The 21,975-nt window shown below is 73.3% G+C and carries 20 protein-coding genes; 15 read left to right on the forward strand and 5 right to left on the reverse strand.

The window, feature by feature from the left end:
• Positions 1-50 precede the first annotated feature (50 nt).
• Genes ASD48_RS36485 through ASD48_RS44950 form a run of 3 tightly spaced genes read left to right on the forward strand, consistent with a single transcriptional unit; the run spans position 51 to position 1,173 of the window.
• Positions 51-494 carry a phage tail protein gene (locus ASD48_RS36485; protein WP_020132887.1) on the forward strand — a complete coding sequence of 148 codons (444 nt, stop codon included), beginning with the start codon at positions 51-53 and terminating at the stop codon, positions 492-494.
• A complete protein-coding gene (locus tag ASD48_RS36490) occupies positions 494-1,018 on the forward strand; it encodes a hypothetical protein (RefSeq protein WP_057606179.1) in 525 nt (174 codons plus the stop codon). Before ASD48_RS36485 ends, ASD48_RS36490 begins: the two co-directional genes overlap by 1 nt.
• Positions 1,015-1,173, forward strand: a complete 159-nt coding sequence (locus tag ASD48_RS44950) for a DUF6760 family protein (RefSeq protein ID WP_020132885.1) — start codon at positions 1,015-1,017, stop codon at positions 1,171-1,173. The genes ASD48_RS36490 and ASD48_RS44950 overlap by 4 nt, the downstream gene beginning before the upstream one ends.
• A gap of 1,142 nt (positions 1,174-2,315) precedes the next feature.
• Here ASD48_RS44950 and ASD48_RS44580 read toward each other — a convergent pair.
• Positions 2,316-2,678, reverse strand: coding sequence for a hypothetical protein (locus tag ASD48_RS44580; protein WP_157880767.1), 363 nt, complete (start codon positions 2,676-2,678; stop codon positions 2,316-2,318).
• 1,288 nt (positions 2,679-3,966) lie between these two features.
• Here ASD48_RS44580 and ASD48_RS41385 point away from each other — a divergent pair.
• The 9 genes from ASD48_RS41385 (at position 3,967) to ASD48_RS36540 (ending at position 13,757) form a co-directional block, all read left to right on the forward strand.
• On the forward strand, positions 3,967-5,091 hold the full coding sequence (locus ASD48_RS41385; protein ID WP_063887539.1) for a hypothetical protein: 1,125 nt from the start codon (positions 3,967-3,969) through the stop codon (positions 5,089-5,091).
• Positions 5,092-5,157: 66 nt separating this feature from the next.
• Entirely contained in the window at positions 5,158-5,583 is a 426-nt protein-coding gene (locus ASD48_RS36505; RefSeq protein WP_020132884.1) for a phage tail protein, read from the forward strand.
• A 58-nt stretch (positions 5,584-5,641) separates the two neighbouring features.
• Positions 5,642-6,367, forward strand: a complete 726-nt coding sequence (locus ASD48_RS36510) for a LysM peptidoglycan-binding domain-containing protein (protein WP_057606181.1) — start codon at positions 5,642-5,644, stop codon at positions 6,365-6,367.
• A complete protein-coding gene (locus ASD48_RS36515) occupies positions 6,367-8,268 on the forward strand; it encodes a VgrG-related protein (protein WP_057606182.1) in 1,902 nt (633 codons plus the stop codon). The genes ASD48_RS36510 and ASD48_RS36515 overlap by 1 nt, the downstream gene beginning before the upstream one ends.
• 49 nt (positions 8,269-8,317) lie before the next feature.
• Entirely contained in the window at positions 8,318-8,761 is a 444-nt protein-coding gene (locus ASD48_RS36520; RefSeq protein ID WP_020132881.1) for a GPW/gp25 family protein, read from the forward strand.
• Positions 8,761-10,719 carry a putative baseplate assembly protein gene (locus tag ASD48_RS36525; RefSeq protein ID WP_057606183.1) on the forward strand — a complete coding sequence of 653 codons (1,959 nt, stop codon included), beginning with the start codon at positions 8,761-8,763 and terminating at the stop codon, positions 10,717-10,719. Before ASD48_RS36520 ends, ASD48_RS36525 begins: the two co-directional genes overlap by 1 nt.
• A 31-nt stretch (positions 10,720-10,750) precedes the next feature.
• A complete protein-coding gene (locus ASD48_RS36530) occupies positions 10,751-11,308 on the forward strand; it encodes a phage tail protein (RefSeq protein ID WP_057606184.1) in 558 nt (185 codons plus the stop codon).
• A 389-nt stretch (positions 11,309-11,697) separates the two neighbouring features.
• Positions 11,698-13,041, forward strand: a complete 1,344-nt coding sequence (locus ASD48_RS36535; protein WP_242432841.1) for a zinc ribbon domain-containing protein — start codon at positions 11,698-11,700, stop codon at positions 13,039-13,041.
• 179 nt (positions 13,042-13,220) lie between these two features.
• Positions 13,221-13,757 (forward strand): hypothetical protein, encoded by a 537-nt coding sequence (locus ASD48_RS36540; RefSeq protein ID WP_057606185.1) that lies wholly within the window; start codon positions 13,221-13,223, stop codon positions 13,755-13,757.
• A gap of 315 nt (positions 13,758-14,072) precedes the next feature.
• Here ASD48_RS36540 and ASD48_RS36545 read toward each other — a convergent pair whose 3' ends face one another.
• The 3 genes from ASD48_RS36545 to ASD48_RS36555 form a co-directional block, all read right to left on the reverse strand.
• Positions 14,073-15,386: an LCP family protein gene (locus ASD48_RS36545; protein WP_057606496.1), complete on the reverse strand. Its 1,314-nt coding sequence runs from the start codon at positions 15,384-15,386 to the stop codon at positions 14,073-14,075.
• 430 nt (positions 15,387-15,816) lie between these two features.
• On the reverse strand, positions 15,817-17,538 hold the full coding sequence (locus ASD48_RS36550; RefSeq protein WP_242432842.1) for a lysyl oxidase family protein: 1,722 nt from the start codon (positions 17,536-17,538) through the stop codon (positions 15,817-15,819).
• A 167-nt stretch (positions 17,539-17,705) separates the two neighbouring features.
• Positions 17,706-18,629 (reverse strand): hypothetical protein, encoded by a 924-nt coding sequence (locus ASD48_RS36555; RefSeq protein WP_063887540.1) that lies wholly within the window; start codon positions 18,627-18,629, stop codon positions 17,706-17,708.
• 111 nt (positions 18,630-18,740) lie between these two features.
• On the opposite strand from ASD48_RS36555, the gene ASD48_RS36560 reads away from it, so the two are divergent.
• The 3 genes from ASD48_RS36560 to ASD48_RS36570 all read left to right on the forward strand — a co-directional run bounded on the left by ASD48_RS36560 (position 18,741) and on the right by ASD48_RS36570 (position 21,254).
• Complete coding sequence (locus ASD48_RS36560) at positions 18,741-19,184, forward strand: GNAT family N-acetyltransferase (protein ID WP_057606187.1); 444 nt, start codon at positions 18,741-18,743, stop codon at positions 19,182-19,184.
• Positions 19,185-19,296: 112 nt separating this feature from the next.
• Positions 19,297-20,307, forward strand: a complete 1,011-nt coding sequence (locus ASD48_RS36565; RefSeq protein ID WP_057606188.1) for a glycosyl hydrolase — start codon at positions 19,297-19,299, stop codon at positions 20,305-20,307.
• A 62-nt stretch (positions 20,308-20,369) separates the two neighbouring features.
• Entirely contained in the window at positions 20,370-21,254 is an 885-nt protein-coding gene (locus ASD48_RS36570; RefSeq protein WP_057606189.1) for a M23 family metallopeptidase, read from the forward strand.
• A gap of 77 nt (positions 21,255-21,331) precedes the next feature.
• Here the strand turns inward: ASD48_RS36570 and ASD48_RS36575 are convergent, their stop codons facing one another.
• Positions 21,332-21,820: a hypothetical protein gene (locus ASD48_RS36575; RefSeq protein WP_057606190.1), complete on the reverse strand. Its 489-nt coding sequence runs from the start codon at positions 21,818-21,820 to the stop codon at positions 21,332-21,334.
• Positions 21,821-21,975: the final 155 nt, after the last annotated feature.

Genomic DNA, 21,975 nt, shown 5'->3' on the forward strand with positions numbered 1-21,975 from the left:
GCCCTCCGCCGTCGTACCGCCCTCTTCACCACACTTAGAAGGAAAGCCAGATGAGTCTCCAGCCGGGTGACGCCCTTACTTCACATAATTTCGGCCTCCAGATCGACGGCGTGATGGTCGAGTACCTCGCCGAGGTCAGCGGCCTCAGCCTCGAACAGGACGTCATCGAGTACCAGCAGGTCTCCGCACAGGGCAAGCCCGTCACCAAGAAGCTGCCCGGTGTGAAGAAGGCGGGTACCTGCACGGTCGTGCGCGGTATGACCCAGTCCGCGGCGTTCAACCAGTGGATCACCGAGTCGATCAACGGCGTGATGGGCACCGCCCGCAAGAACGCCACGATCATGGTGATGGACTACCAGAACAACCCGGTCAAGCGGTACAACATGCGCAACGCCTGGTGCAGCAAGATCGACACCAGCTCGGTGAAGGCCGGCGAGGCCTCCGCGCTGACCGAGACCGTGACGATCACGTTCGAAGAACTGGTCATCGAGTAATGCGGCGCACGGCTGTCCGGGCAGCGGCGGCGGGCGGGGAGCCGCAGGAGGCGCTCCCGGCCACCGCCGTGCCCGAGTCCGAATCCCTGTCCGGCGCCGCGTCCGCGTTCTCCGCGCCGGGCGCGGCCGCCGCCCCGGCCCCCGCGCCGTACCGGCTCCAGACGGAGTTCCCCTTCGAGCTGCCGCGCGGGTACGTCGACGAGGCGGGCACCGTCCACCGCGACGGCGTGATGCGGCTGGCGACGGCACGGGACGAACTGGTCCCGCTCCGCGACATCCGCGTCCAGGAGAACCCGGCCTACCTGTCGGTGGTGCTGCTGGGCCGGGTCATCACCCGCCTCGGCAGCCTCCCGCTGGTCCACGACGGCGTCGTGGAGAACATGTTCGCCTCCGACCTGGCGTTCCTCCAGGACTTCTACCGCCAGGTCAACGCCGAGGGGCACACCCGCGCCTCGGTGCAGTGCCCCCATTGCTCGGAGCCCTTCGAGGTGGAACTCGGCGGGAGCCGCCTGGGGGAATCGTGACGTACGCGACCGACCGGCTGCACGAGGAGATCGCGTACGTCGCCTACCACTTCCACTGGGGCCAGGACGAGATCCTGGACCTGGAACACCACGACCGGCGCCGCTACGCCGACCAGATCGCGTCCCTGGTGACCCGGGGCGGGGCGGAGGGCTGAGGCATGGGGTTCCTGGAACGCTTCCGGGGTGGCCGCGGGGGCGGACGCGGGGACGGCTCGAGCGCGTCACCGGCCACTGCCGCCGGTGCCCCGGCCGCGACCGGCGGCGCTACCGCTCCGGCGTCCGACGCCGTGACGGCACCCCCCGTCGTCGCGGCCGCCTGGCCGACGCTTCCACCCATCCAGCGCGCGGCGGCCGGGGGCCCGTCGGGGGTCGCCGACGCCGGGTTCGGCGGACGGCTGGCCACCTGGCAGAACCCCTCCTTCACCGGCACCGGATTCCACGCGGTGCTGGACGCCGCGCCGGGCGGCCTGATGAGCAGCCTGCGGGCGGCTCCACCGGTCGCCGAACCCGAGCGGGTGGCCGCACCGCCCCGGCCGACCCCCCTTCAGCGTGCGGTTCCCGCGTCCTCGCCCGTCGCTCCCCGCCCGGCTCCGGCCGGCCCGGGCCCGACGGCCGGTTCCGGTGGCACGGGTGCCGCGGGCGCGGCGGCGCGCCCGTCCGGCCCGGCGGCTCCCGCGTCTTCGACGGCTGCCCGTCCGACGGCTTCCGCGGCTCCGACCGCCCCGGCGGTGCCCGTGGTGCCGTCCCGGCCGACGGAGCCGCCCGCTCCCGCCGCCTTCCCGGCGCGGGGTATCCGGGTGGCCCCGGCGAGCCCGGCGCCCTCGCCGGGTCCGGCCCCCTTGACGAGGTCCCTGTCGGCACCGGTACAGCGGCGCAGCCTGCCCGCCCGCCCGGCGTCCCCGGCCGCCTCCCCGGCACCGGCTCCGACCCCTGCCGCTTCCCCGGCCCCGGCCCCGGCTTCGTCCGGCGGCAGCGGCTCGGCTCAGGCCACCGGGCGGGGTGCGGAGACCGACGGCGGAAGCCCGGCCGGAGGCAAGGACCCCGCCCCGGGCCCGCGAGGAGCCGCCACCCCGGGTTCACCGGCTGCGGGAGGCAACTCCGCTTCGGGGGAGGCCCGTAAGGCCGCCCTCCCGCCCGTCGGGCTCCAGCGGGCGGTGCCCCGTCACGCGGGCTCGGCGCCCGGTGGCGCCCCGGTGCGGGTGCAGCGCGCGACACCGGGCACCGGCGCCACCGGTGCGGCTGTCCCCGGTCCGTCGGCGGTGGGCGGCGTCCCGGCCGCCGCGCGGACCGGCGCGGCTCAGCCGTCGTCGGCGAAGTCGTCCTCCGCGTCGGCCGGTTCGGGTCCCGCGGACGGTTCGGGTCCCTCGGCCGGTTCGGATACCGCGGGAGCGTCCAGGCCCACGGCCGCTCCGTCGGCCGGATCCGCCGGGTCCCCTTCGGCCGGCGCGGGTAACAGCGTGCAGCGTGCCGTTCCGGCGCGTACGGCACCGTCCTCCTCCCCCGCCGGGACACCCGGGGGCGCCGCCGCACCTCGGCCGGGCGGAACGCGACGCGGCCCGTCGCCGACGTCCCCGCCCGGTCCACCCCCGGCGACCCCGCCACGCTCCGCCCCGGCCTCCGGCACGGTCGCGCCGGTCCCTGTGAGCAGGCGTCCTGCCACCGCCGCGAGCTCCACTCCCACCGCCGACGTCCCCACCGGGTCGTCGGCCTCCCGCGGTTCGGGTCCCGGATTCCATCCCGGTCCCGGTTCCGCGGCCGGACACGTGCCCGGCTTCGGTCCGGCGCCTTCGCCGGGCCCGGCCGCCGCCCCCGCTTCGAGCTCCGCCGCGACCTCCGGTGCCGCTTCCGGCCCCGGGCGAGGATCCGGGCCTGCGTCGGGAGCCCGTCCCGCGTCGGGCTCCGGCCCGAGCACCGGCCCCGGCACGCCCGTGCGTCCCGGCTCCGCCTCCGGTGGCGGTGGTCGTGCCTCGTCCCCCGGCGTGCAGCGGGCGGCAGCGACTCCGGGCTCGGCCTCGGGCCCCACCGCGTCCTCGCGGGACGGCGGCGGCACATCGACGCCCGGCGTGCCACGCGCCGCGACGGCACCGGCCCCGGCCTCCGGCACCACTCCCGGTCCCGGCCACGGACCCGGGTCGAGTGCGGCCTCCGGCGCGGGCCCCGCCCCGGCTCCCGGCCCCACCACGACCTCGCACGACGGCGGCCGCACGCCGACCCCGAGCGTGCAACGCGCCGCGACGGCACCGGCCTCGACCCGCGGCCCCGGCTCGGGCCCCGCCTCGGTGCCCGGCCGCCCCACCGCGGGTTCCGGCGACGCCGGCCGCGCAGCGGCCCCCGGTGCACAACGCGCCACGACGGCACCCGCACCGGCACAGACCTCGACGCCGTCCCGGCCGACGACCACACCCACGCCCGGCCCCGCGCCCACGCCAACGCCAACGCCAACGCCAACCGTCTCTCGTACGGCGGCCACCGACGTGCAACGTGCCGTGTCAGCCCCCGTTCCGGTCACCCCGCCCGCGCGATCCGCCACGCCCGCTCCGGGCGGGCCGGGCGGCCCGGGCGGTTCGCTGCCGGCGCACACCGGCCCGGCGCTTCCGGTGCGCGCTGCCGCCGACTCCCCGGCGCCCGGAACAGGTTCGGCGTCCGCGCCCGCCTCTGTCTCCGCGTCCCCTTCCGCTTCCCCTGCCGCGAGGAGCGTCCAGCGGGCCGCCTCCGGTGCGGCCGCCCCCCGGCGTCGCGCGGGCCTCGGGGCGCCCACGAGCCTTCCCTCGGGCGAACCGGGTCCGGCGACGCCGTTCAGCCCGCCCACGGCCTCGCCGAGGCCTCCCGCGACTCCGGCTCCCGTCGGCACGCCCGCCGCGGCCTCGTCCGCCCACGGCACCGGCGCTCCGGGTGCGCGGACCGAACCGCTGCCCCCGCTGCGACGCTCCACCCCTCTCGGCGCCCCCGTGCAGCGCGCCGCCGTGCCGGTCACCGCCGCCGCGCAGCCCACCCAGCCCATGTCCGCGCGCCCCGCGCTGGGCGCCCCCCTCTCCGCCCGCCCCGCCAACGCCGCACCGCTGAACGCACCGCCGACCGCACCGCTGAACGCACCGCCGACCGCACCGCCGACCGCACCAAGCGGCATCCCGGCCGGGCTCCGGGGCGACGCCCCCCGTGCGGCGACCGCGCCCGGTGGCACCTCCTCGGCGCCGCCCCCGTTCACGGCCCCCGTCGTGCAGCGCAGCAGCGCGATGCCCGCCGGCCCCGAACTCCCGCTGCCCGCCCCCTCGTCCGCCCAGAGCACCGGCACGCCGACGCCTCGTCCGGCCCCGCTGCCCCGGGGCGCCGCCACCGGCCCGACGGCCCCCCTCCCCGTCACGGTCCGTCCCACGACGACGATCGGACAGCACCACCCCGCGCACCCCGTCGCCCTCACCGGCAGGCCCCCGGTGGCCCCGGTCGCCCCGGCGTCCCCGGCACCCGTGCAGCGCCACGCCGTCAAGGGGCCCGTACCGTTGCGCCGTACCGCGCCCGGCGCGACCGCGGGCGGGCCCGTGGCGCACCCGTACCCCACCCCCGGCCCCACGCCCGCCCCCGCTCAGTCACCCGCACCGGCACCGGCACCCGCGGCCGCGCCCGCTCCGGTCGTCCAGCGTCGGCCGCTGCCCGCCCCGGTGTCGGCGGCCACCGCCCCCGTACGCCCCGCCGCACCACCGTCACCCCTCGCCCCGACCGCCCAGGCGGCGCCCATCCCGATGCCCGCCCCCCGGCCGGTGCCGACCCCCGCGCCGCTGCCGCCCACGCCCCCCGCCCCGGTGGTGCAGCGACGCCAAGCCGCACCGCCCCCCACGCTGCCGAAGCCGCCGCGCGGCGCCGGCGGGCCCCCGCCCGGCGCCGACCAGGGGGCCGCGGACCCGGCTCACGCGCACGCGCACGCGCACCCGCATCCCGGTTTCGATCCGCGCGCGCTCACCGACTTCCAGCTCGACGAGCTGACGCACCGCCTGACCGGTCGCATCACCCGTCTGCTCCGCACCGAACTGCGGCTGGACCGCGAACGGATCGGCAGACTCCGCGACCCCCGCCACTGACCGCGCCGCCGACCCCGAAGCCCCCGCCGCTCCCGACGCCCCCTCTCCCAGAAAGGCCAGGCCCCGATGCCCTCCGATCTCGACCCGGGCTCCACCATCTTCTTCACCCTGACCATCGACGGCGAGAGCCTCGGCTTCTTCAACGGGTGTGAGGGGCTCTCGTCCCAGGTGGAGATCGAGCACCGCCAGGAGGGCGGCAACAACGGCTTCGTCTGGCAGCTGCCCTCCCGGGTCACGTTCTCCACGATCCGGCTGACCCGGCCGCTCACCCCGGACACCACCAAGGTCGCCAAGTGGATCTCCTCGGTCACCACGGGGGTGACCCGGCCGACCGCGCAGATCGCGGCGCTGCGCGCGGACGGTTCGGAGGTCGCCCGGTGGGGGCTCATCGACGTACTGCCGGTCAGCTGGCAGGGGCCGTCCCTCAGCCCGGACAGCCCCGGTGTGGCCACGGAGGTCCTGGAGATCACCCACCACGGCTTCACGGACTGAGAGCCGGGACGAGAACCAGACCAGCACCAGGACCAGGACGAGGCAGGGAGTACAAGCCATGGCCAAGGGAAGCAAAGGCGGCGCCGGCAAGAGCCTGGTCCGTGCCACCCTCGCGATCCACGAACCGCCGGTGGGCACGAGCACGACCCCCGGCGGGCTGATCAAATCCTTCGGGTTCGACTTCAACCCGGCGCAGCTCCAGCTCGGCCGTCGTGCCCAGTGGAAGGTCACCCCCACGGCGGCCGTCCGGGACGGCTCCGTACCGGAGTTCATGGGTCCCGAGCCCCGCGAGATGACCGTCGAGATCTTCCTCGACACCTCGGACCAGCCGGGCAGCAACACCGTCCTGAAGAAGGTCGAGTCGCTGCTGGAGTGCTGCGAGGTCACCACCAAGAGCATCGCCGCCAAGCAGCCCTCGCCGCCGTGGGTGGTCTTCCAGTGGGGTTCGTTCTCCACGGCCCGCTTCACCTCCTACGTCAGCAGCATCGACGTCACGTACTCGCTGTTCGGCACGACCGGCGTCCCGATCCGCGCCACCTGCCAGGTGCGCCTGCACGAGATCCCCAGCAAGACGAAGGGCCAGAACCCGACCTCCGGCGCCCTCACCGCGCAGCGCGTGCACCGGGTCGTCGCCGGTGACTCGCTCCAGTCGCTGGCCTGGCGCGAGTACGGCGACGCCTCCGCGTGGCGGTCCATCGCCGAGGCCAACGGCATCGACGACCCCTCCCGCCTGCCGACCGGCATCGAACTGGTCATGCCGGCCACCGAGGAGGTGCGCCACTAGTGGTCCAGTCCGCGTTCTCCAGCGTCATCCAGGTCACCCTCGGTGGCGGCCCCCTGCCCGTCGACATCGCGCCCCTCCTCGTCGACGGCTGGGTCGACCAGGGCCTCGGGGTGCCGGCCGCGTTCCGGCTCACCTTCCGCGACCCCGGCCGTCTGGTCCTCGGCAAGCTGGGCGTCAAGTTCGGCACCCCCGTCGTCCTCGCCCCGATCGCCGACGGCAAGGGCGCCTCCGACCCGCTCCTCACCGGCGAGGTGTGCGGCCTGGAGGCCGACTACGACGGCACCGGCACCTTCACCGTCATCCGCGGCTACGACTTCGGCCACCGGCTGATGCGCCAGCGCCGCGTCGCCGCGTACCGCAACCAGAGCGCCTCCGACATCGCCCGCAAGCTGGCCGCCCAGGACGGCGTCCCGGTCGGGAAGATCCAGTCCACCAAGACCGTCTACGAGTTCATCAGCCAGGCCAACGTCACCGACTGGGACTTCCTCGCCCGGCTGGCCGACGAGAACGAGATGGTCATGTCGGTGGACGCCAAGGGCAAGTTCCAGTTCGTCAAGCCCGACCCCGCGTCGGGCGCGCCGCCCACCTCCACCCCCGGCGACAAGAGCCCGTTCGTCCTCAAGGCCGGAACCGACATCCTCCGCCTGCGGGCCGCCGTCACCGCCGCCGAGCAGGTCGCGACCGTCGAGGCGCGCGGCTGGGACGTGACGACCAAGAAGAAGCTCACCGCGACCGCGCCCGCCAGGACCAACCCCGGCATCAGCATCGGCACCACCCCCGGTGAGGCCGCAGCCAAGTTCAAGCCGGCCAAGCTGGTCGACGCGCAGACGCCGTACGACCGGCAGTCGGAGGTGAAGTTCGCCGCCGAGGCGCTCGCCGACGACGTCACCGGCTCCTTCGCCGAGCTGGAGGTCATCGCGCGCGGCACCCCGAAGCTCCGCCCCGGGCTGCCCGTCACCCTCGCCGACGTCGGCGCCCCCTTCGAGGGCAAGTACACCGCCACCTCCGTACGGCACGTCTTCGGCGACGGCAAGCACTACGAGGCCTGGGTGACGGTCAGCGGACGGCAGTGGCGGTCCCTGTACGGACTCGCCTCCGGCGGCGGCAACGCCTCCAACGGCCTGAACCTCCCCGGCACCGCCAACGCCCTGGTCACCGACGTCAGCGACCCGCTCAAGCAGGGCCGCGTCAAGCTCCAGTTCCCCTGGCTCGACGACGCCTACGTCAGCGACTGGACGCGCGTGGTGCAGTGGGGCGGCAAGCGCGGCGGCTCGATCTTCCCCCTCGACGTCGGAGACGAGGTGCTGGTCGGCTTCGACCGGGGCGCCCTGGACCACCCCTACGTCATCGGCGGCCTGTACAACGGCAAGGACAAGCCGACCCCCGTCAAGGACGTGCCCCTGCACGACGGCGCCCGGCAGCGGGCCTCCCGGCACACCCTGTCCGACCGCGAGGGCAACCGGGTGGACCTGCTCAGCCAGCGGACGGGCGGCAAGCAGGGCGTGCGGCTGACCAGCGGCGACGACAAACTCGTCATCAACCTGGACCGGGCGCAGACCGAGATCACCGTCGACAGCAAGGGCACCGTCAGCATCACGGGCAGCCGCTCGGTGACCGTCAAGGCGGGCACAGACCTCACCCTCACCGCCGGCCGCAACATCGCCATCAGAAGCGGCGGCTCCATCACCCTGAGGGGCAACCTGATCAACATCAGGTCGATGACGGGCATGGTGTCGGTCGACGCGGCGGGGCTGCTCAACCTCAAGTCGGGCGGCGCCGCCACGTTCAGCGCGGGCGCCACCGTCCAGATCAACTCCACCGCCAACGTGGGCATCCGGGCCGCCACCCTCATGCTCCAGGGCATGGTCATGGTCAACGCCAAGCCGTACCCGCTGCCGTGACGCGCGGACGGCACGCCGTGAGAATCAGGAAAAGGCAGGTGGCCCTCTGATGGCCGAGCAATTCGTCGGATCGGGCTGGGCGTTCCCGCTCCGCATCGGCCCCACCGGGGGCATCGCCCTGGTCAGCGGGGAGCGCGAGATCGAGGAGGCCATCCGGCTGATCCTCGCCACCGCGCCGGGCGAACGCCCCATGCGCCCCGAGTACGGCTGCGCCATCCACGACCTGGTCTTCGCCCCGGTCAACGAGGCGACGGCCGGGCGTATCCAGCACGAGGTGTACACCAGCCTGGACCGCTGGGAGCCGCGCATCGAGGTCACCGACGTCGAGGTCACCGCCGGCGCCGAACAGGGCGTGCTCTTCATCGACGTCCAGTACGCGATCCGCGGCACCAACAATCCGCGCAGTCTCGTCTTCCCCTTCTACGTCATTCCGTCCCATGACGAGCCGGGTCTTCCCGGTCCGTCCGGTACGGCTTCCGAAAGCGACCGCTGATGGCCCTGCCCTCCCCGAACCTGGACGACCGCCGCTTCCAGCAGTTCGTCGACGACGCCAAGCGCTACATCCAGCAGCGCGCACCGGAGTGGACCGACCACAACGTCTCCGACCCGGGCGTGACGCTCGTCGAGACGGTCGCCCACATGGCCGACCAGATCGTCTACCGCCTCAACCGCGTCCCCGACAAGAACCACCTCGCCTTCCTGGACCTGGTCGGCATCCGCCTCTTCCCGCCGTCCGCCGCCCGCACCGAGGTCACCTTCTGGCTGTCCGCGCCGCAGGACGAGCCGGTCCTGCTGCCGGTGGGCACCGAGGTGGCGACGGTCCGCACGGAGAGCGAGGAGGCCGTCGTCTTCGCGACGGAACGCGAACTCACCGTCGTGCCGAGTCAGTTGAACCGCCTCGTCGTGCAGCACCGGGGCGAGCCGGTCACCGACCGGACCACCGACCTGGCCGAGGGCAAGGACCTGCTCTGCTTCGCGGAGGCGCCGCAGCCCGGCGACTGCATGCTGTTCGGCCTGAGCGCGGCCGTCCCGCACTGCGCGGTGGTCCTGGAACTCGACAGCCGCGTCGACGGCGTCGGCGTCGACCCGCGCCAGCCCCCGCTGGTCTGGGAGGCGTGGACCGAGGACGGCTGGCAGGAGTGCGAGATCGACCGCGACGGCACCGGCGGCCTCAACCGCCCCGGCGAGGTCGTCCTGCACATCACCGGCGGCCACGTCCTGTCCCGCTCCGGCGGCCAGGAGGCCGGCTGGCTACGCTGCCGGGTCACCGAACCCCTCCCCGGCCAGCCCTTCTACACGACCTCTCCGACCGTGCGGTCCGCCGAGGTGTTCACGGTCGGCGGCACCGCGCCCGCGGTGCACGCCGAGACCGTCTACGACGAGGCCCTCGGCGAGTCCACGGGCCTCCCCGGCCAGCACCTCGCCCTCGCGCACGCCCCCGTCGTCGGCGACGACCCGCCGCTCCTGCTCCAGACCGCCGAGCACGAGGGCTGGTCCGACTGGCAGGTCGTCCCGCACTTCGCCGCCTCCGGCCCCGACGACCGCCATGTCACCCTCGACGCGGCCACCGGCGAGATCGCCTTCGGCCCGTCCGTCCGCGAACCCGACGGCAAACTCCGCCAGTACGGCGCCGTCGCCCCCAAGGGCTCGGTCATCCGCGCCCGCCGCTACCGCACGGGCGGCGGCCGCGCCGGCAACGTGGCCCGGGGCGCGGTCCAGGTGCTCCGCACCTCCGTCCCGTACGTCTCGGAGGTCGTCAACCGGGAGGCCGCACGCGGCGGGGTCGACGGCGAGACGGTGGAGGAGGCGAAACTGCGCGCACCGATCACCCTGCGCGCCCAGGAGCGGGCCGTGACCCTGCGCGACTACGAGGAACTCGCCCGCCGAGCCGCCCCCGAGACCGCCCGCATCACCTGCCTGGAGGGGCAGCCCGACGAGCACGGCTCCTACGCGGTACGGGTGCTGGTGGTCCCGCAGGCCGTGCCGGACCCCGGCGGCCGCCTCCGCTTCGAGCAACTGGTGCCCGGCGACTCCCTGCTGGACCGCATCACCCGCCATCTCGACGAACGCCGCCTGATCGGCACCAGGCTGGCCGTCGGCCCGCCCTACTACCAGGGCGTGACGGTGGTGGCGACGGTGCACGCCTTCCGGGGCGTCGACACCGACCGCGTCCGCCGCCAGGCCCACGACGCCCTCTACCGCCACCTCGACCCGCTGATCGGCGGCGCGGACGGCAAGGGCTGGCCCTTCGGCCGCCCGGTGCAGTCGGGCGAGGTCTTCGCCGTCCTCCAACGCGTCCCGGGAGTGGAGCTGGTCGACCAGGTCATGCTGCACCCCGCCGACCCGCTGACGGGCAAGCGCGGCGAGGCCACCGACCGCATCGACCTGGCCGCCCCCGCCCTGGTGTTCTCCTACGACCACCGGGTGCGCGTGATCGGGGACGGCGCATGAGCGGCCCGGACGCACGGAAGGGAACGGGACGTTGAGGGGCTCGGTGGACGGACTCGGCTCCTCCGTGCCGATCGGCGCGATGCTCCCGGCCGTCTTCGCCGACGACGACCTGGCACAGCGCTTCGTCGGGGGCCTGGACGAGGTGATGGCCCCGATCCTCAACGTCCTCGACTGCCTGCCCGCCTACTTCGACCCGGCCCTCGCCCCGGTCGACTTCACCCGCTGGCTGGCGAGCTGGGTCGGCGCGGAGACCGACGGCACGGAACCGGAACCGAGGCTGCGGGCCGCGGTCGCGGCGGCCGCCTACCTGCACCGGGTGCGCGGCACCCGGCGCGGCCTGTCTGAGACGGTCCGGCTGGCCTTCGGCGTGGAGCCGGAGATCTCCGAGAGCGGCGGCGCCGAGTGGAGCGCCCGGCCGCTCGGCCCGGTCCCCGGCGAACCGCGGCCGCACCTGCACGTCACGATCCGGCTGCCCGATCCCGGCCCGGCGGACGAGCACCGCCTGGACACCCTCGTGGCCGCCGCCCGCCCCGCCCACATGCCGTACACGGTCAAGGTGACCGCCGCCGAAAGGACCCCGGAGAGATGACCACCCAGAACTGCGCCGAGTGCGGCACGCGGGCCGAGCCCGGCCAGTCGTTCTGCGACGCCTGCGGCGCCGTACTGAGCTGGACGGACCGCCCCTCGGCCCGTCCCGGCGCGGGCACCGGGACGGCCCCCGGCTCGGGGTCCGGGTCGGGGACCGGTGGGTCCGGGTCGGGCGCGGGGTCGGACCCCGGTACCGGACCCGGGTCGGATGCCGGGCCCGGGACGGGCGACGGGGCAGGGGCAGCGGCGGGGACGGCGGCCTACGGGTCCGCTTCGGCTTCCGGGTCCGGGACGGCGTCCGCTCACGGTTCCGGCTCGGGGTCGGGTTCCGGGACGGGGGCGGCCTCCGCTCACGGAACCGGGTCCGGACCGGGTCCCGGCTCCGGGGCCGTGGGTGGCGGATCCGGTGCCGGGTACCGCCCCGCGGAGGGCACCGGGGAGCCGTCGGGCACCGCGGGACCGGACGCCGGTGCGGTCTCCCGCACGGCCTCCGCCTCCGCCACCACCGCTCCCGCTCCGGCTCCGGCTCCGGCTCCGGCCCACCGCGCCGTCTCCGGTACGGCGGCGGCGAACACGTCGGCGCCCGCCTCGCCCCACGCCCCACCCGAGCCCTCCACCCAGGCCGGCACCCCGGCCGCCGCAGACGACGACTACGACCCGGACGACGAGGACACCACGGAAACTCCCCTGCCGGTCATCCCGCCGGAGGACGGCACCGCCGCCCCGTCAGGCGCGGCACCGGCCTCCGCACAAGCACCCGGCCACGCTCACGCCCCCGACCGGACCGCCCCCACCACTCCCGTACCGGCGGCCGCCCCCGCTCCCGCCCTCGGCGACACGATGGCCGCCCGCGCCCGCTCGCTCCTGGTCCCCGTCGCCGACGCGGAGCCCCGCCCCGCCGCGCCGCCGTCCGTGGCCCCGGTCCTGCCGGGCAGGCCGGTCGCGGACCGGCCGCAGGTACGCGCGCCCGGACCCGTCCAGGGCGAGCAGTACGGCGTCGCGTGCCCCTGGTGCGCCACTCCCAACAACCCCGACCGGCACTTCTGCGTCCGCTGCGCCATGCCCATGACGCTGGAGGACCGCTCCTCGATCCGCCTTCCCTGGTGGCGTCGCCTGTTCAACCGCAACGGTGCGTCCCCCTGGGCCGGCGACCGCCCGCGCCTGCGCCGGACGTTCGACCGCATCCTCAGCTGGGTGGTGGCGGCGGTCGTCCTCACCCTCGTGATCGTCGCGGCGATGAACACGCCGGAGGCGATCCAGGCCACCCGCGACCACTTCGCCAAGCGCGCGCCGGTCGCCCCGGACTCGTTCGCGGCCTCGCGCTCCTACCCGGGGCACAAGCCGGAGCTGGCCTTCGACAAGATCAACAACAGCTGGTGGGGTCCCGGTGTCTCGCAGTCGGGCGAGGGTGAGTGGATCGAGGCACGCTTCGACGAGCCGACCCGCCTGCTGGACCTGATCATCACCTCGGGCACGTCGGTCCGCCCCGACCAGCTCAACCAGTCGGCCCTCCCTCACCGCCTCAAGGCGACGATCACCCTGAAGGACGGCAAGACGACGACCCGGGAGATCACCCTGGACCAGAGCTCGGGGGGCCAGCGGCGCGCCTTCCGGGTGGGGGATGTCACCAAGGTCCGCTTCACCATCGAGTCGTCGTACATGGCGTCCGGGAGCAAGCAGGTGTCGATAGCCGAAATCGAGTTCTTCGGCCGCTCGAGCGCCAACTCGACGTGACGGCTGACGGCGTCGGCCGGAAGGCCTGACCTGGTGGTTCAGGGCCCTGGTCGGCCGGGAGGAAAGTCTCCCGGCCGACCAGGGCCCTCCCTCTTGAGCTTGTACTTGCGTAAGTCAAGCAAGCTATTTATAGTTGCCTGAGTTAAGCAAGCTAGTTACCCGCCGTGGAAGGAACCGCCGTGAAGTCGCTGACCTCCTTCGCCCGCTTCGTGGTCTTCGGCGGCGGCACCGGAGTCCTCTCCGGCCCGACCGTCCCGCTGCTGGCGGTGCTGATGCCGTGGACCCTGTCGAACGCGCTGGTCACCGCCGCCTCGACGGTCCTGTGCACCGAGCTCCACGCCCGGTACACCTTCCGCACCGGCCGCCGCGCGGGCCTGCGCCGGCACTGGCAGTCGGCGGGTTCGGCGGCGGCCGCCTACGCGGCGACCTCCGTGGCCGTGTTCACCCTCCACACGTTCCAGCCCACCCCCGGCATGCTCACCGAGCAGCTCGTCTACCTCTCGGCCTCGGGCCTCGCGGGCACGGGCCGCTTCGTGATCCTGCGTCTGTTCGTCTTCGCGACAGGCACCGACCACGAGACGGCGCAGACGGCCAAGGCGGCGAACACGGCGAAGGCCGCTAAGGCGGCGGCGACGGCGACGGCGACGGCGATCGTCCGCCCCCGGCGGACGCCGGTCCCGGCCGCCGGGCTCACGGCCGCCCTCAGCCCGAGCTGACCGGGGCACGGCCCGCGCGGCCGACGGCTCGCGTCACCGAGCCACCCCGCCCCGCCCCGCCCCGCCCCGCGCATCGCATCGCACCCGGAAAACGAACGAGTCCCACCCCGTCTGACACGGGATGGGACTCGTTCGAACTGGAGCGCCGGGCAGGCCTTGCACCTGCATTTCCCCGCAGGAAGCGGGGCGTCTTTCCTTGGACGACCAACGCATGAGTTCGTTCACCGTTTTTGTTTCCGGTGACCGGCTCAAGATCAAGCTTACCCCATCTCCGGGGTGCTCTTGACCATGTACATCGTCAGGCCGGACGCCTCGTCAGGCGACGTCGCCGACCTTCAACTCGGGCCCCACGACCAGGGTGACGACGCCCGGGGTGGCCGAAGCGTCGGCGGTGGCCTTCCGGCCGGGCAGCCGGGAGGCGAGGACGGCGGCCTGGCTGTCGAGGCCCGTCGGGTAGGTGACGGTCGTCCTGGCCACCGTCCGGGGGGCGTTGCCCGTGCCGGTGACGGTGTATCCGGCGTCCTTCAGCTTCTCCGCGACGGCGGCGGCGCGTCCGGAGACCCCTGTGCCGTTGAGCACCTGGACCCGCACACTGGAGGCGTACACCACGTTCTTCTTCGCCGCCTCCAGCTGCGGCTTGGTGACCTCCTTGTCCTTGGCCAGGGAGGTGAACAGGTCGGCGGCCTGCGGGTACTGCCAGACCACGTTGGCCTTGTCCGTCGGCTGGTCGGCCTCACGGCCGTAGTTGGGCACGGTGAGGAAGCTCAGCCGGTCGCTCGGTATCCCCTTGAGCTCGTCGGCGAGCCCGTACAGCGGCTTGATGCCGGCCATGTCGGGGTCGGTGGTGAGCGACTTGGTGATCGACTGGAGGAAGCCGTACATGGCGTCGGGGCTCGTGAGCTTGGACTTGGCCTTCTTGGCCAGGGCGTCCATGAACTCCTGCTGACGTCCGATGCGTCCGATGTCGGACCCGTCACCCACGCTGTAGCGGACCCGGACGTAGCCGAGCGCCTTCTCGCCCTTGACGGTCTGGCAGCCGGCCTCCATGTCCAGATGGGACTTCTCGTCGTGGATGGCCTGCTTCGGGCAGACCTCGATGCCCTCCAGCGCGTCGACCATGCCCTTGAAGCCGGAGAAGTCGACCGACATGAAGTGGTCGATGCGCAGCCCGGTGTTGGCCTCGACGGTCTTGATGCTGCACGCGGCGGCCTCACCGACCTTGCCGTTGCTGCCGCCGAGCGCGAACGCCTCGTTGATCTTGTAGTGGTGGGGCGAGGACGAGGTGCCGTCCCCCTTCTCACAACTGGGTATCTGCACCCAGGAGTCGCGGGGGAAGGACACGACCGAGGCCCACTTACGGTCGGCCGGGATGTGCAGCACCATCAGCGTGTCGGACTGCATGGTGGTCAGGTCCTTGCCGTACTTGGCGTTGGCGCCGTCGCGGCTGTCGGATCCGACGATCATGATGTTCTTCGAGCCGGGGCTGAGGTTCTCGGGCCGGTTCTCGCCCAGCTTGTCGTCCACGTCGGCGGAGTTGATGTTGTTGTTCAGGTCGTTGTAGACCCAGGCCCCGACCCCGCCCACCGCGAGGACGACGACGGACGTGACACCCGCGCCCCACGCGAGGATCCGCCCGCGCCTGGTGAGCCGCGTCCTGCCGGGCGCGCCCGTCCTGCTCCTGCTGCCGCGGCCGGCCGCCTCCTCCGGAGTACGCCCACGCCTCCTCGTCCCGCTCACCGGCGCTCGCTCCTCCGCCTCGGCTGTCTTCACCCCGTACACCGTGCTCGGATCGTCGGCGCTGGTCACCGCCGAACGTCGGAACCCTACACGCGTGCGGGAATACGTCTGAAAAGCACAGATGACTCAGGAGACTCACAGAGCCTCCCGAGGGTTGCCCCCGCGGTTGGTCACCGCGGGGGCGTCACGGATGGACGGATGGACGGATGGACCGATGGCCCGGCTGACGGACCGACCGCCCGAGAGACGGACCGACCGCCCGAGAGACGGACCGACGGCCCGAAGGACGGACCGACGGTCCGGTGGGTCAGGAGACGGACGCCTACGGCGCGTTGATCAGGTCGACCGGCGGGACCGAGACCGTCCGGGCGCCGTCGGTGCCGCCCAGGACGACCTTGCGCAGGGAGACGTTGTTCTTGGTGTCGGTCTCCTGGAGGCGGTTCGCCGGGTTGGCGATGACCTGGATGTAGTAGGTGCCGTTCGGCAGGCCGGTGATGTCGAAGGACTGGCCGGGACGGTACTGGGTGTACGTGTCACCGGAGCCGACGTCGAGGACCTCCCGCACGGAGATCGAGTTCTGCTGGCCGCAGGCGGTCGACAGATCGGTGTTGTACGGGTGCCAGTTGGCGTTCTTCACCGTGTAGTCGATGGCGTCGGTGTTGGCGAGGCAGAACGCCTCCTTGCCGCTCTTGACGATCTCCTTCTGGTCGGCGGCGAGCAGCCGGTAGCTGGCGAAGTCGGTGAAGTGCCAGTGCTCGTGGCCGATGCGCGGGTCCCACTCCATGGTTCCGGCGGGGGCGTACCCGACCTGCTTGCCCTTGGCGTCGTAGAAGTACTGGTACGAGTCCATCAGGTCCGCGCCCGGCTTGCGGAAGCCGTCCACGACGAGCGGCGCGGGACCGGCGTTCCAGACGTTGGCGCTGAAGGCGAGGTAGTCCTTGCCTGCCACGTCGCCGTCCTCGCCGTCGGTGACCGCGATGTCCCAGGCCGGCAGCGAACGCAGGTCCGGCTTGGGCACGTTGGCCGGTACGCCCGCACGCCCGGTGGGCCGCTTGGTGGCGGACTTCAGCGCGGGCGCGATCCGGGAGCCGTCGGTGTGACCGGAGCCGTCGCCCAGGTGGTGGGCGAGACCGCGGGCCTCCAGGGCGTGCGAGAGCGCGGAGGGCGTGGGGGCGTCGGCGCCACGGGGCCCGTAGTGATGACCGCCCCCCATGCCGGCCATGCCTTCCATTCCTGCCATGCCCGCCATGTCGTGCGACGCGCCATGGCCGCCACCGGTGGTGGCACTGTGGGCGGTGAGGCCGGCCCCGCCGGCTCCGCCTTCCCCGCCGTCGCTGATCTCCCGGACGGTCAGCGCGATGGTCGGCCGGTCGTCGGGGATGCCGAACAGGTCGCGGTACTTCTTCGCCACCCCGACCTTGACGGTGTACTCACCCGCGGCCAGGTCGACCGGCCTGTCGTAGTCGAAGGCGGAGGTGTTGGCCGCCCAGCCCTTCTCCACTCCCCAGACCGAGCCGAGCGTGAAGGGGTTGGTGGAGCAGCTCTCCGGATAGTGCGAGGTGGCCGGGGCGTCCGGACGCAGCCGGCCGGAGGCGTTGTTCAGGCAGAAGTTGCTCTTGCTCTTCTGCACCTCCACCCCGGCCGCGTTCTTGATGGAGACCTCCAGGAAGTCCGGGAGGCCGCCGAAGTCCTTGACGAGCCCGGCGGGCAGCGTCTTCGTCGTCACCTTCGATCCGTTGCGCAGGATCTGCTGGGCGACGATCGGGTCCTTGTACGACTTACGGGTCACCTTCAGCTCCAGCGGAGCGTTGTCGACGGTGACGTACGTACCGAGGTCAAGGTAGACCCCGGAGTTCCCCTCGTACCGGTCGGCGGTCACGGCCTTCGACGCGGCGACGAGCTTGAGCTTCGGCGTCCCGGCCGGGCTCGCCGGCGCGGCCCCGGCGCCGGGAGCGGACCCGGCGACGGCGGCCACGACGGTGAGCGCGGCCCCGGCGGCGAACGCCGTGCGCTTGAGGCCCTTGCGGTGTAGCGATCTGGTCATCGGTTCCTCGTCTGCGAGTGCCATGGTCAGTGGCATCGGACTGGACAGCCCAGACCTCCGGCCGGTCCGACACACCCCACGGACGCCGGCCAGAGCTTTGAGCAACCTGTGAGAGAGGTAAATGGTGTGCCAGGGTTGCCTGTTGACGAGAAACCGGCCGAAGAGCGTCAGAGGTTGTAGCGGGGCTTCAGGTGGCGCCAGAAGTCCCGGAGCATCCACTTGTCGAAGTCGGTGATCCGGGTGGCGCTGCCCGCGTTCATCAGGAAGCAGCACTGGCCGGTCGGGGTCCAGTCGTAGAAGTCGTCGAGGCCGAAGGTGTGGCCGACTTCGTGCAGGTAGATGTGGATGTTCTCCTGGTTCAGGACGCCGGTGAAGTACTCCTGGCCGACGCGCTGGCCCCAGTCACCGCCGGCGCCTCCCTGGAAGCCCTTGGTGAGCCAGAGGGACTGGTCGTAGTGGCGGGCGGTGCCGCCGGGGCACTTGGAGTAGTCGGCGTCCTGGTGGAAGAAGCGGCCGCAGTCGGGGGCGCACTGCGGGGCGCCGGCCCCGTCGAGGACGCCGGAGTAGATGTCGACGGAGTTGTCGGTCCACTGGAGGGTGGAGCGGTTCTTCACCGCCCAGCCGACGATGTTGACCGGGACGGTGGTGTACGGCCAGTTGTCATAGGCCCGGCCGTTCTCCAGTTGCGCCGCCATCCACTTGGCGAACTGCTTCTTCAGGGCCGCGTGGATCTGGTCGCGCAGGGTGGTGCTGACGGGGGCGTCGGACTCCCAGCGGACGCAGTAGTTGATGCTGCCCTTGTTCGCCATGACCTGGTCCCAGCCGTAGTTGCGGAAGCCGTAGAGGTCGGGGTAGGTCGTCGAGACGTGGTTCCAGACCTCGTTCAGGGGCTGGACCAGGTTGCCCGGCGGGTTCCACTCGTCGGCGGCCGCGGCTCGGGGGGCCGCGACACCGGTCGCGTGGAAGAGGAGGGCGGTGAGTGCCGCGAGGACGGTGAGCAGTCGGGCGAGGGGCCTTGCCGGAAGCCTTGCGGGATGCCTCGCGGGATGCCTCGCGGGACGGACGGGGTGCCGTGCGGGCTCTTTGCGCATGGTGAACTCCTCGTGTGGGGAACGGGATTCACTTGCCTTCGCGTTCGTTCGTCCCTGGGTCGTCGCCGGACCCGCGGCGGGTTGCCGCACTGCGGCCGTAGCATCTGCCCCATGGCGGACTGGGTGACCCGACCGGCCACGGCGGACGACGTCGAGGCCGTCGCGGAGGTGCGGGCGGTGGCGATGCGGGCCGATCTGGAGCGGCTCGGGCGCTACGACGACCACCGGGTACGGCAGCGGCTGCGCGACGGGTTCGTGCCCGCGCACACCCGCATCATCGAGGTCGACGGCGTCCTCGCCGGCTGTGTGGCCCTGCGTCCGGCGGACGACGCGCACTGGCTGGAGCACTTCTATCTCGCGCCGCACGCGCAGGGGCGCGGTATCGGCACCGCCGTGTTGCGGGAGCTGGTCGAGACGGCCGACCGCTCGGCGCTCCGGCTGCGCGTCGACGTCCTTCGGGGCAGTCCGGCCCGCCGTCTCTACGAACGGCACGGCTTCACGTTCGACCACGAGGACGCCGTGGACGTGTTCCTGGTGCGTGCGGCCCGCTCCTGACTCCGCCGTCGCCCTGTCCGTCGCCGGGTCCGTCGCCCCGTCCGTCCCCGGTCCGGGTGGTTCCGGGGCGGGTTCGGGGTGGGGGAGGCGGCCGCGGCTCCATCATGAGCCGGTGTTCCGCTTCCTTCGCTCCTTTCGCTCCCCTCACTCCCTTCGCTCCCTTCGGGCGCCGCTGACCGCGCTCCTCGTCGCCTGCGCCCTGCTCGTCGGGCCGGCCTCCGTACCGGTCGGCCGGGGGGTCGGCGCGCCGCCCGGGGCCTTCGGGGCGTACGTCGGGTACGACGACGCCGGTGTGCGGCGGATCGCGGCGCTCGACGGGTGGCTGGGGGCGGCCACCCCCCGGGTCGGGCACGCGTATCTGCCGGGCGACCGGTGGAGCAACATCGAGGGGGCGCCCGGGTATCTGGAGTACTGGGCGCGGTGGCGGCAGGAGCGCGCCGACCGCATGTTCGTGCTCAACGTGCCGATGCTCGAGCGCACCGAGGAGCATGTGCCCGACCGGGTCGTGCGGGAGGAGCTGCGCGCGGGGGCACGCGGGGACTACGACGAGCACTTCCGGGTGCTGGCCCGGCGGCTCGTCGCGCTCGGGGTGCCCGATGCCGTGCTGGTGGTGGGGTGGGAGATGAACGGGATCACCTACACGCACCGGTGCGGGCCCGACCCGGAGGCCTGGAAGCGGTACTGGGCGCGGATCGTCGGCGCCGTGCGGTCCGTGGACGGCGGGCAGCGGTTCCGGTTCGAGTTCACGCCCAGTCGCGGGCTGGACGCCGTCCCCTGGAACGAGTGCTATCCCGGTGACCGGTACGTCGACGTCATCGGCATGGACGCCTACGACCAGCCTCACGGCATGTCCTTCGAGGAACAGGTCGCCGAGCCGTACGGCCTCGCCGCGCACGTGCGCTTCGCGCGGGCGCACGGCAAGCCGGTCTCGTATCCCGAGTGGGGGCTCTACCGCAACGGCGACAACCCGGAGTACGTGCGGGGCATGCTCACCTGGTTCGCCGAGCACCGGCCGCTGTACCAGACCATCAGCGACTACTGCCCGCACGGCGTGTGGCGGTGCTCCGGCAATCCGCGGTCGTCGGCCGTGTACCGGTCGCTGGTCGGGGGGCCGTTCGGCTGAACCCGGCCGCCACGCGGGCCGCGTGCCGCGGTGGGCCGCCCCACCGGTCTGATGATCCCAAGATGGGACGAGAACACCACGCGCGCCGCCCACGAACGCGGGCGCGCTTCCGTGGCGCGACCGGGGCGGCCCTGTTCGCCCTCCTGCTGCTCGCGCTCGCCGCCGTGCCTGCGGGAGCGGGTACCGACGGGGCCCGCGGCGACGGCTTCCGCGGCAAGGGGCTTCGCAGCGAGGAGGTTCGCGGCGACGGCTTCCGCGGCGACGGCTTCCGCAGGGAGACCGCGCGTGCCGTCCGCGCACACGAGCGGGCTCGCGAGCGGGTCGACCGGCTGCGCGAGTCCGACGCCTCTTCCACGCAGGTCAAGGACGCCGAGCGCCGCCGGAAGGCCGTCCGCGCCGGGCTGTGGGACCTGCTGTGGGCCACCGGCAGGAACTCCGGCGATCCGGTGGCCGTCGACCCGTCCGGGCAGGACAGCCGCTGTCCGTTCGGCGACCGGAGCCGTCCGCCCGAGCGGCGCGCACACCCCTGGACGGCCCCGACCCGCCGCTACTGGCTGTCCGCGGGCTATGCCGCCAAGGGCTCCCGCTGGGCGCACCGGCACACCGGCCAGGACTTCGCCGTGGACTCCGGCACCCCCGTGTACGCCGTCGGCTCCGGCACCGTCCGCGCGACGACCTGCGGCGACGGCTTCGGCAACCAGGTCGTGATCCGCCACCGCGACGGCTACTTCACGCAGTACGCCCACCTCTCGCGCATCGACGTGCGCAAGGGCGGGCGCGTGACGGCCGGGCAGCGCATCGGCCTCTCCGGCGCGACCGGCAACGTCACCGGCCCGCACCTGCACTTCGAGGTGCGGATCACCCCGTACGTCGGATCCGCGGTGCCGCCCCTGCCCTGGCTGCGCCGGAAGGACGTCCAGGTGACCGGAGCACCCGCGCTGCCCTGACCGCGGACGGTGGCCGGGTACGCGTGGGGAGGGGCGGGGAAGCGTCGGGAGGGGCGGGGAAGCGTGCCCGGGACGTGCTACGCCTGCCGGGGGCGGTAGGCGGCCAGCGCCCAGATCACGAACACGTCGATGGCGATCTGGATGACCGCCCAGAACGGCGCGTACGGCAGGAACAGGAACTGGAGGATCAGGCTCAGGGAGGCCAGCGCGATGCCGCTGATACGGGCCCACCCGGCCCATTCGCTCCCGCTGAGCAGCCCGTAGCCGGTCAGCACGGCCACGACGCCCACGATCACGAGGATCCAGCCCCAGGCGGTGAGGTTCATCTCGTAGGCGTACTCGGCGACCCGGGTGTACACGTCGTTCTCGGCGATCGCGGCGATGCCCTGGAACACGGCGAGGAAGCCGCTCACGAACATGAGCACTCCGCCGAAGACGACCCCGCCGGTGACCAGTCCACCCCCCGCCGGCGGGGGCGAGCCCAGGCCCGGCGAACCGGTGCCCTGGTGGGACGGGTCCCACACCCGGGGCCCCTGCGACGGCTGGGAGTGCGGCTGATCGCTCATGGCGCCACCCCGTCTCTGAGTCGGTGTTCTGCACTGCACTGCACCGACCATCCGTCCGGACGGGGGCCGCCACCACGGGGGTGCGCCGTACGGGTGACCCGGCATGCGGACCGGCGGCGCCGCCCCTTCACTGGAGGAAGGCCCGCGGGACCCCT

The sequence above is a fragment of the Streptomyces sp. Root1310 genome (assembly GCF_001426425.1).
Classification (GTDB): Bacteria; Actinomycetota; Actinomycetes; order Streptomycetales; family Streptomycetaceae; genus Streptomyces.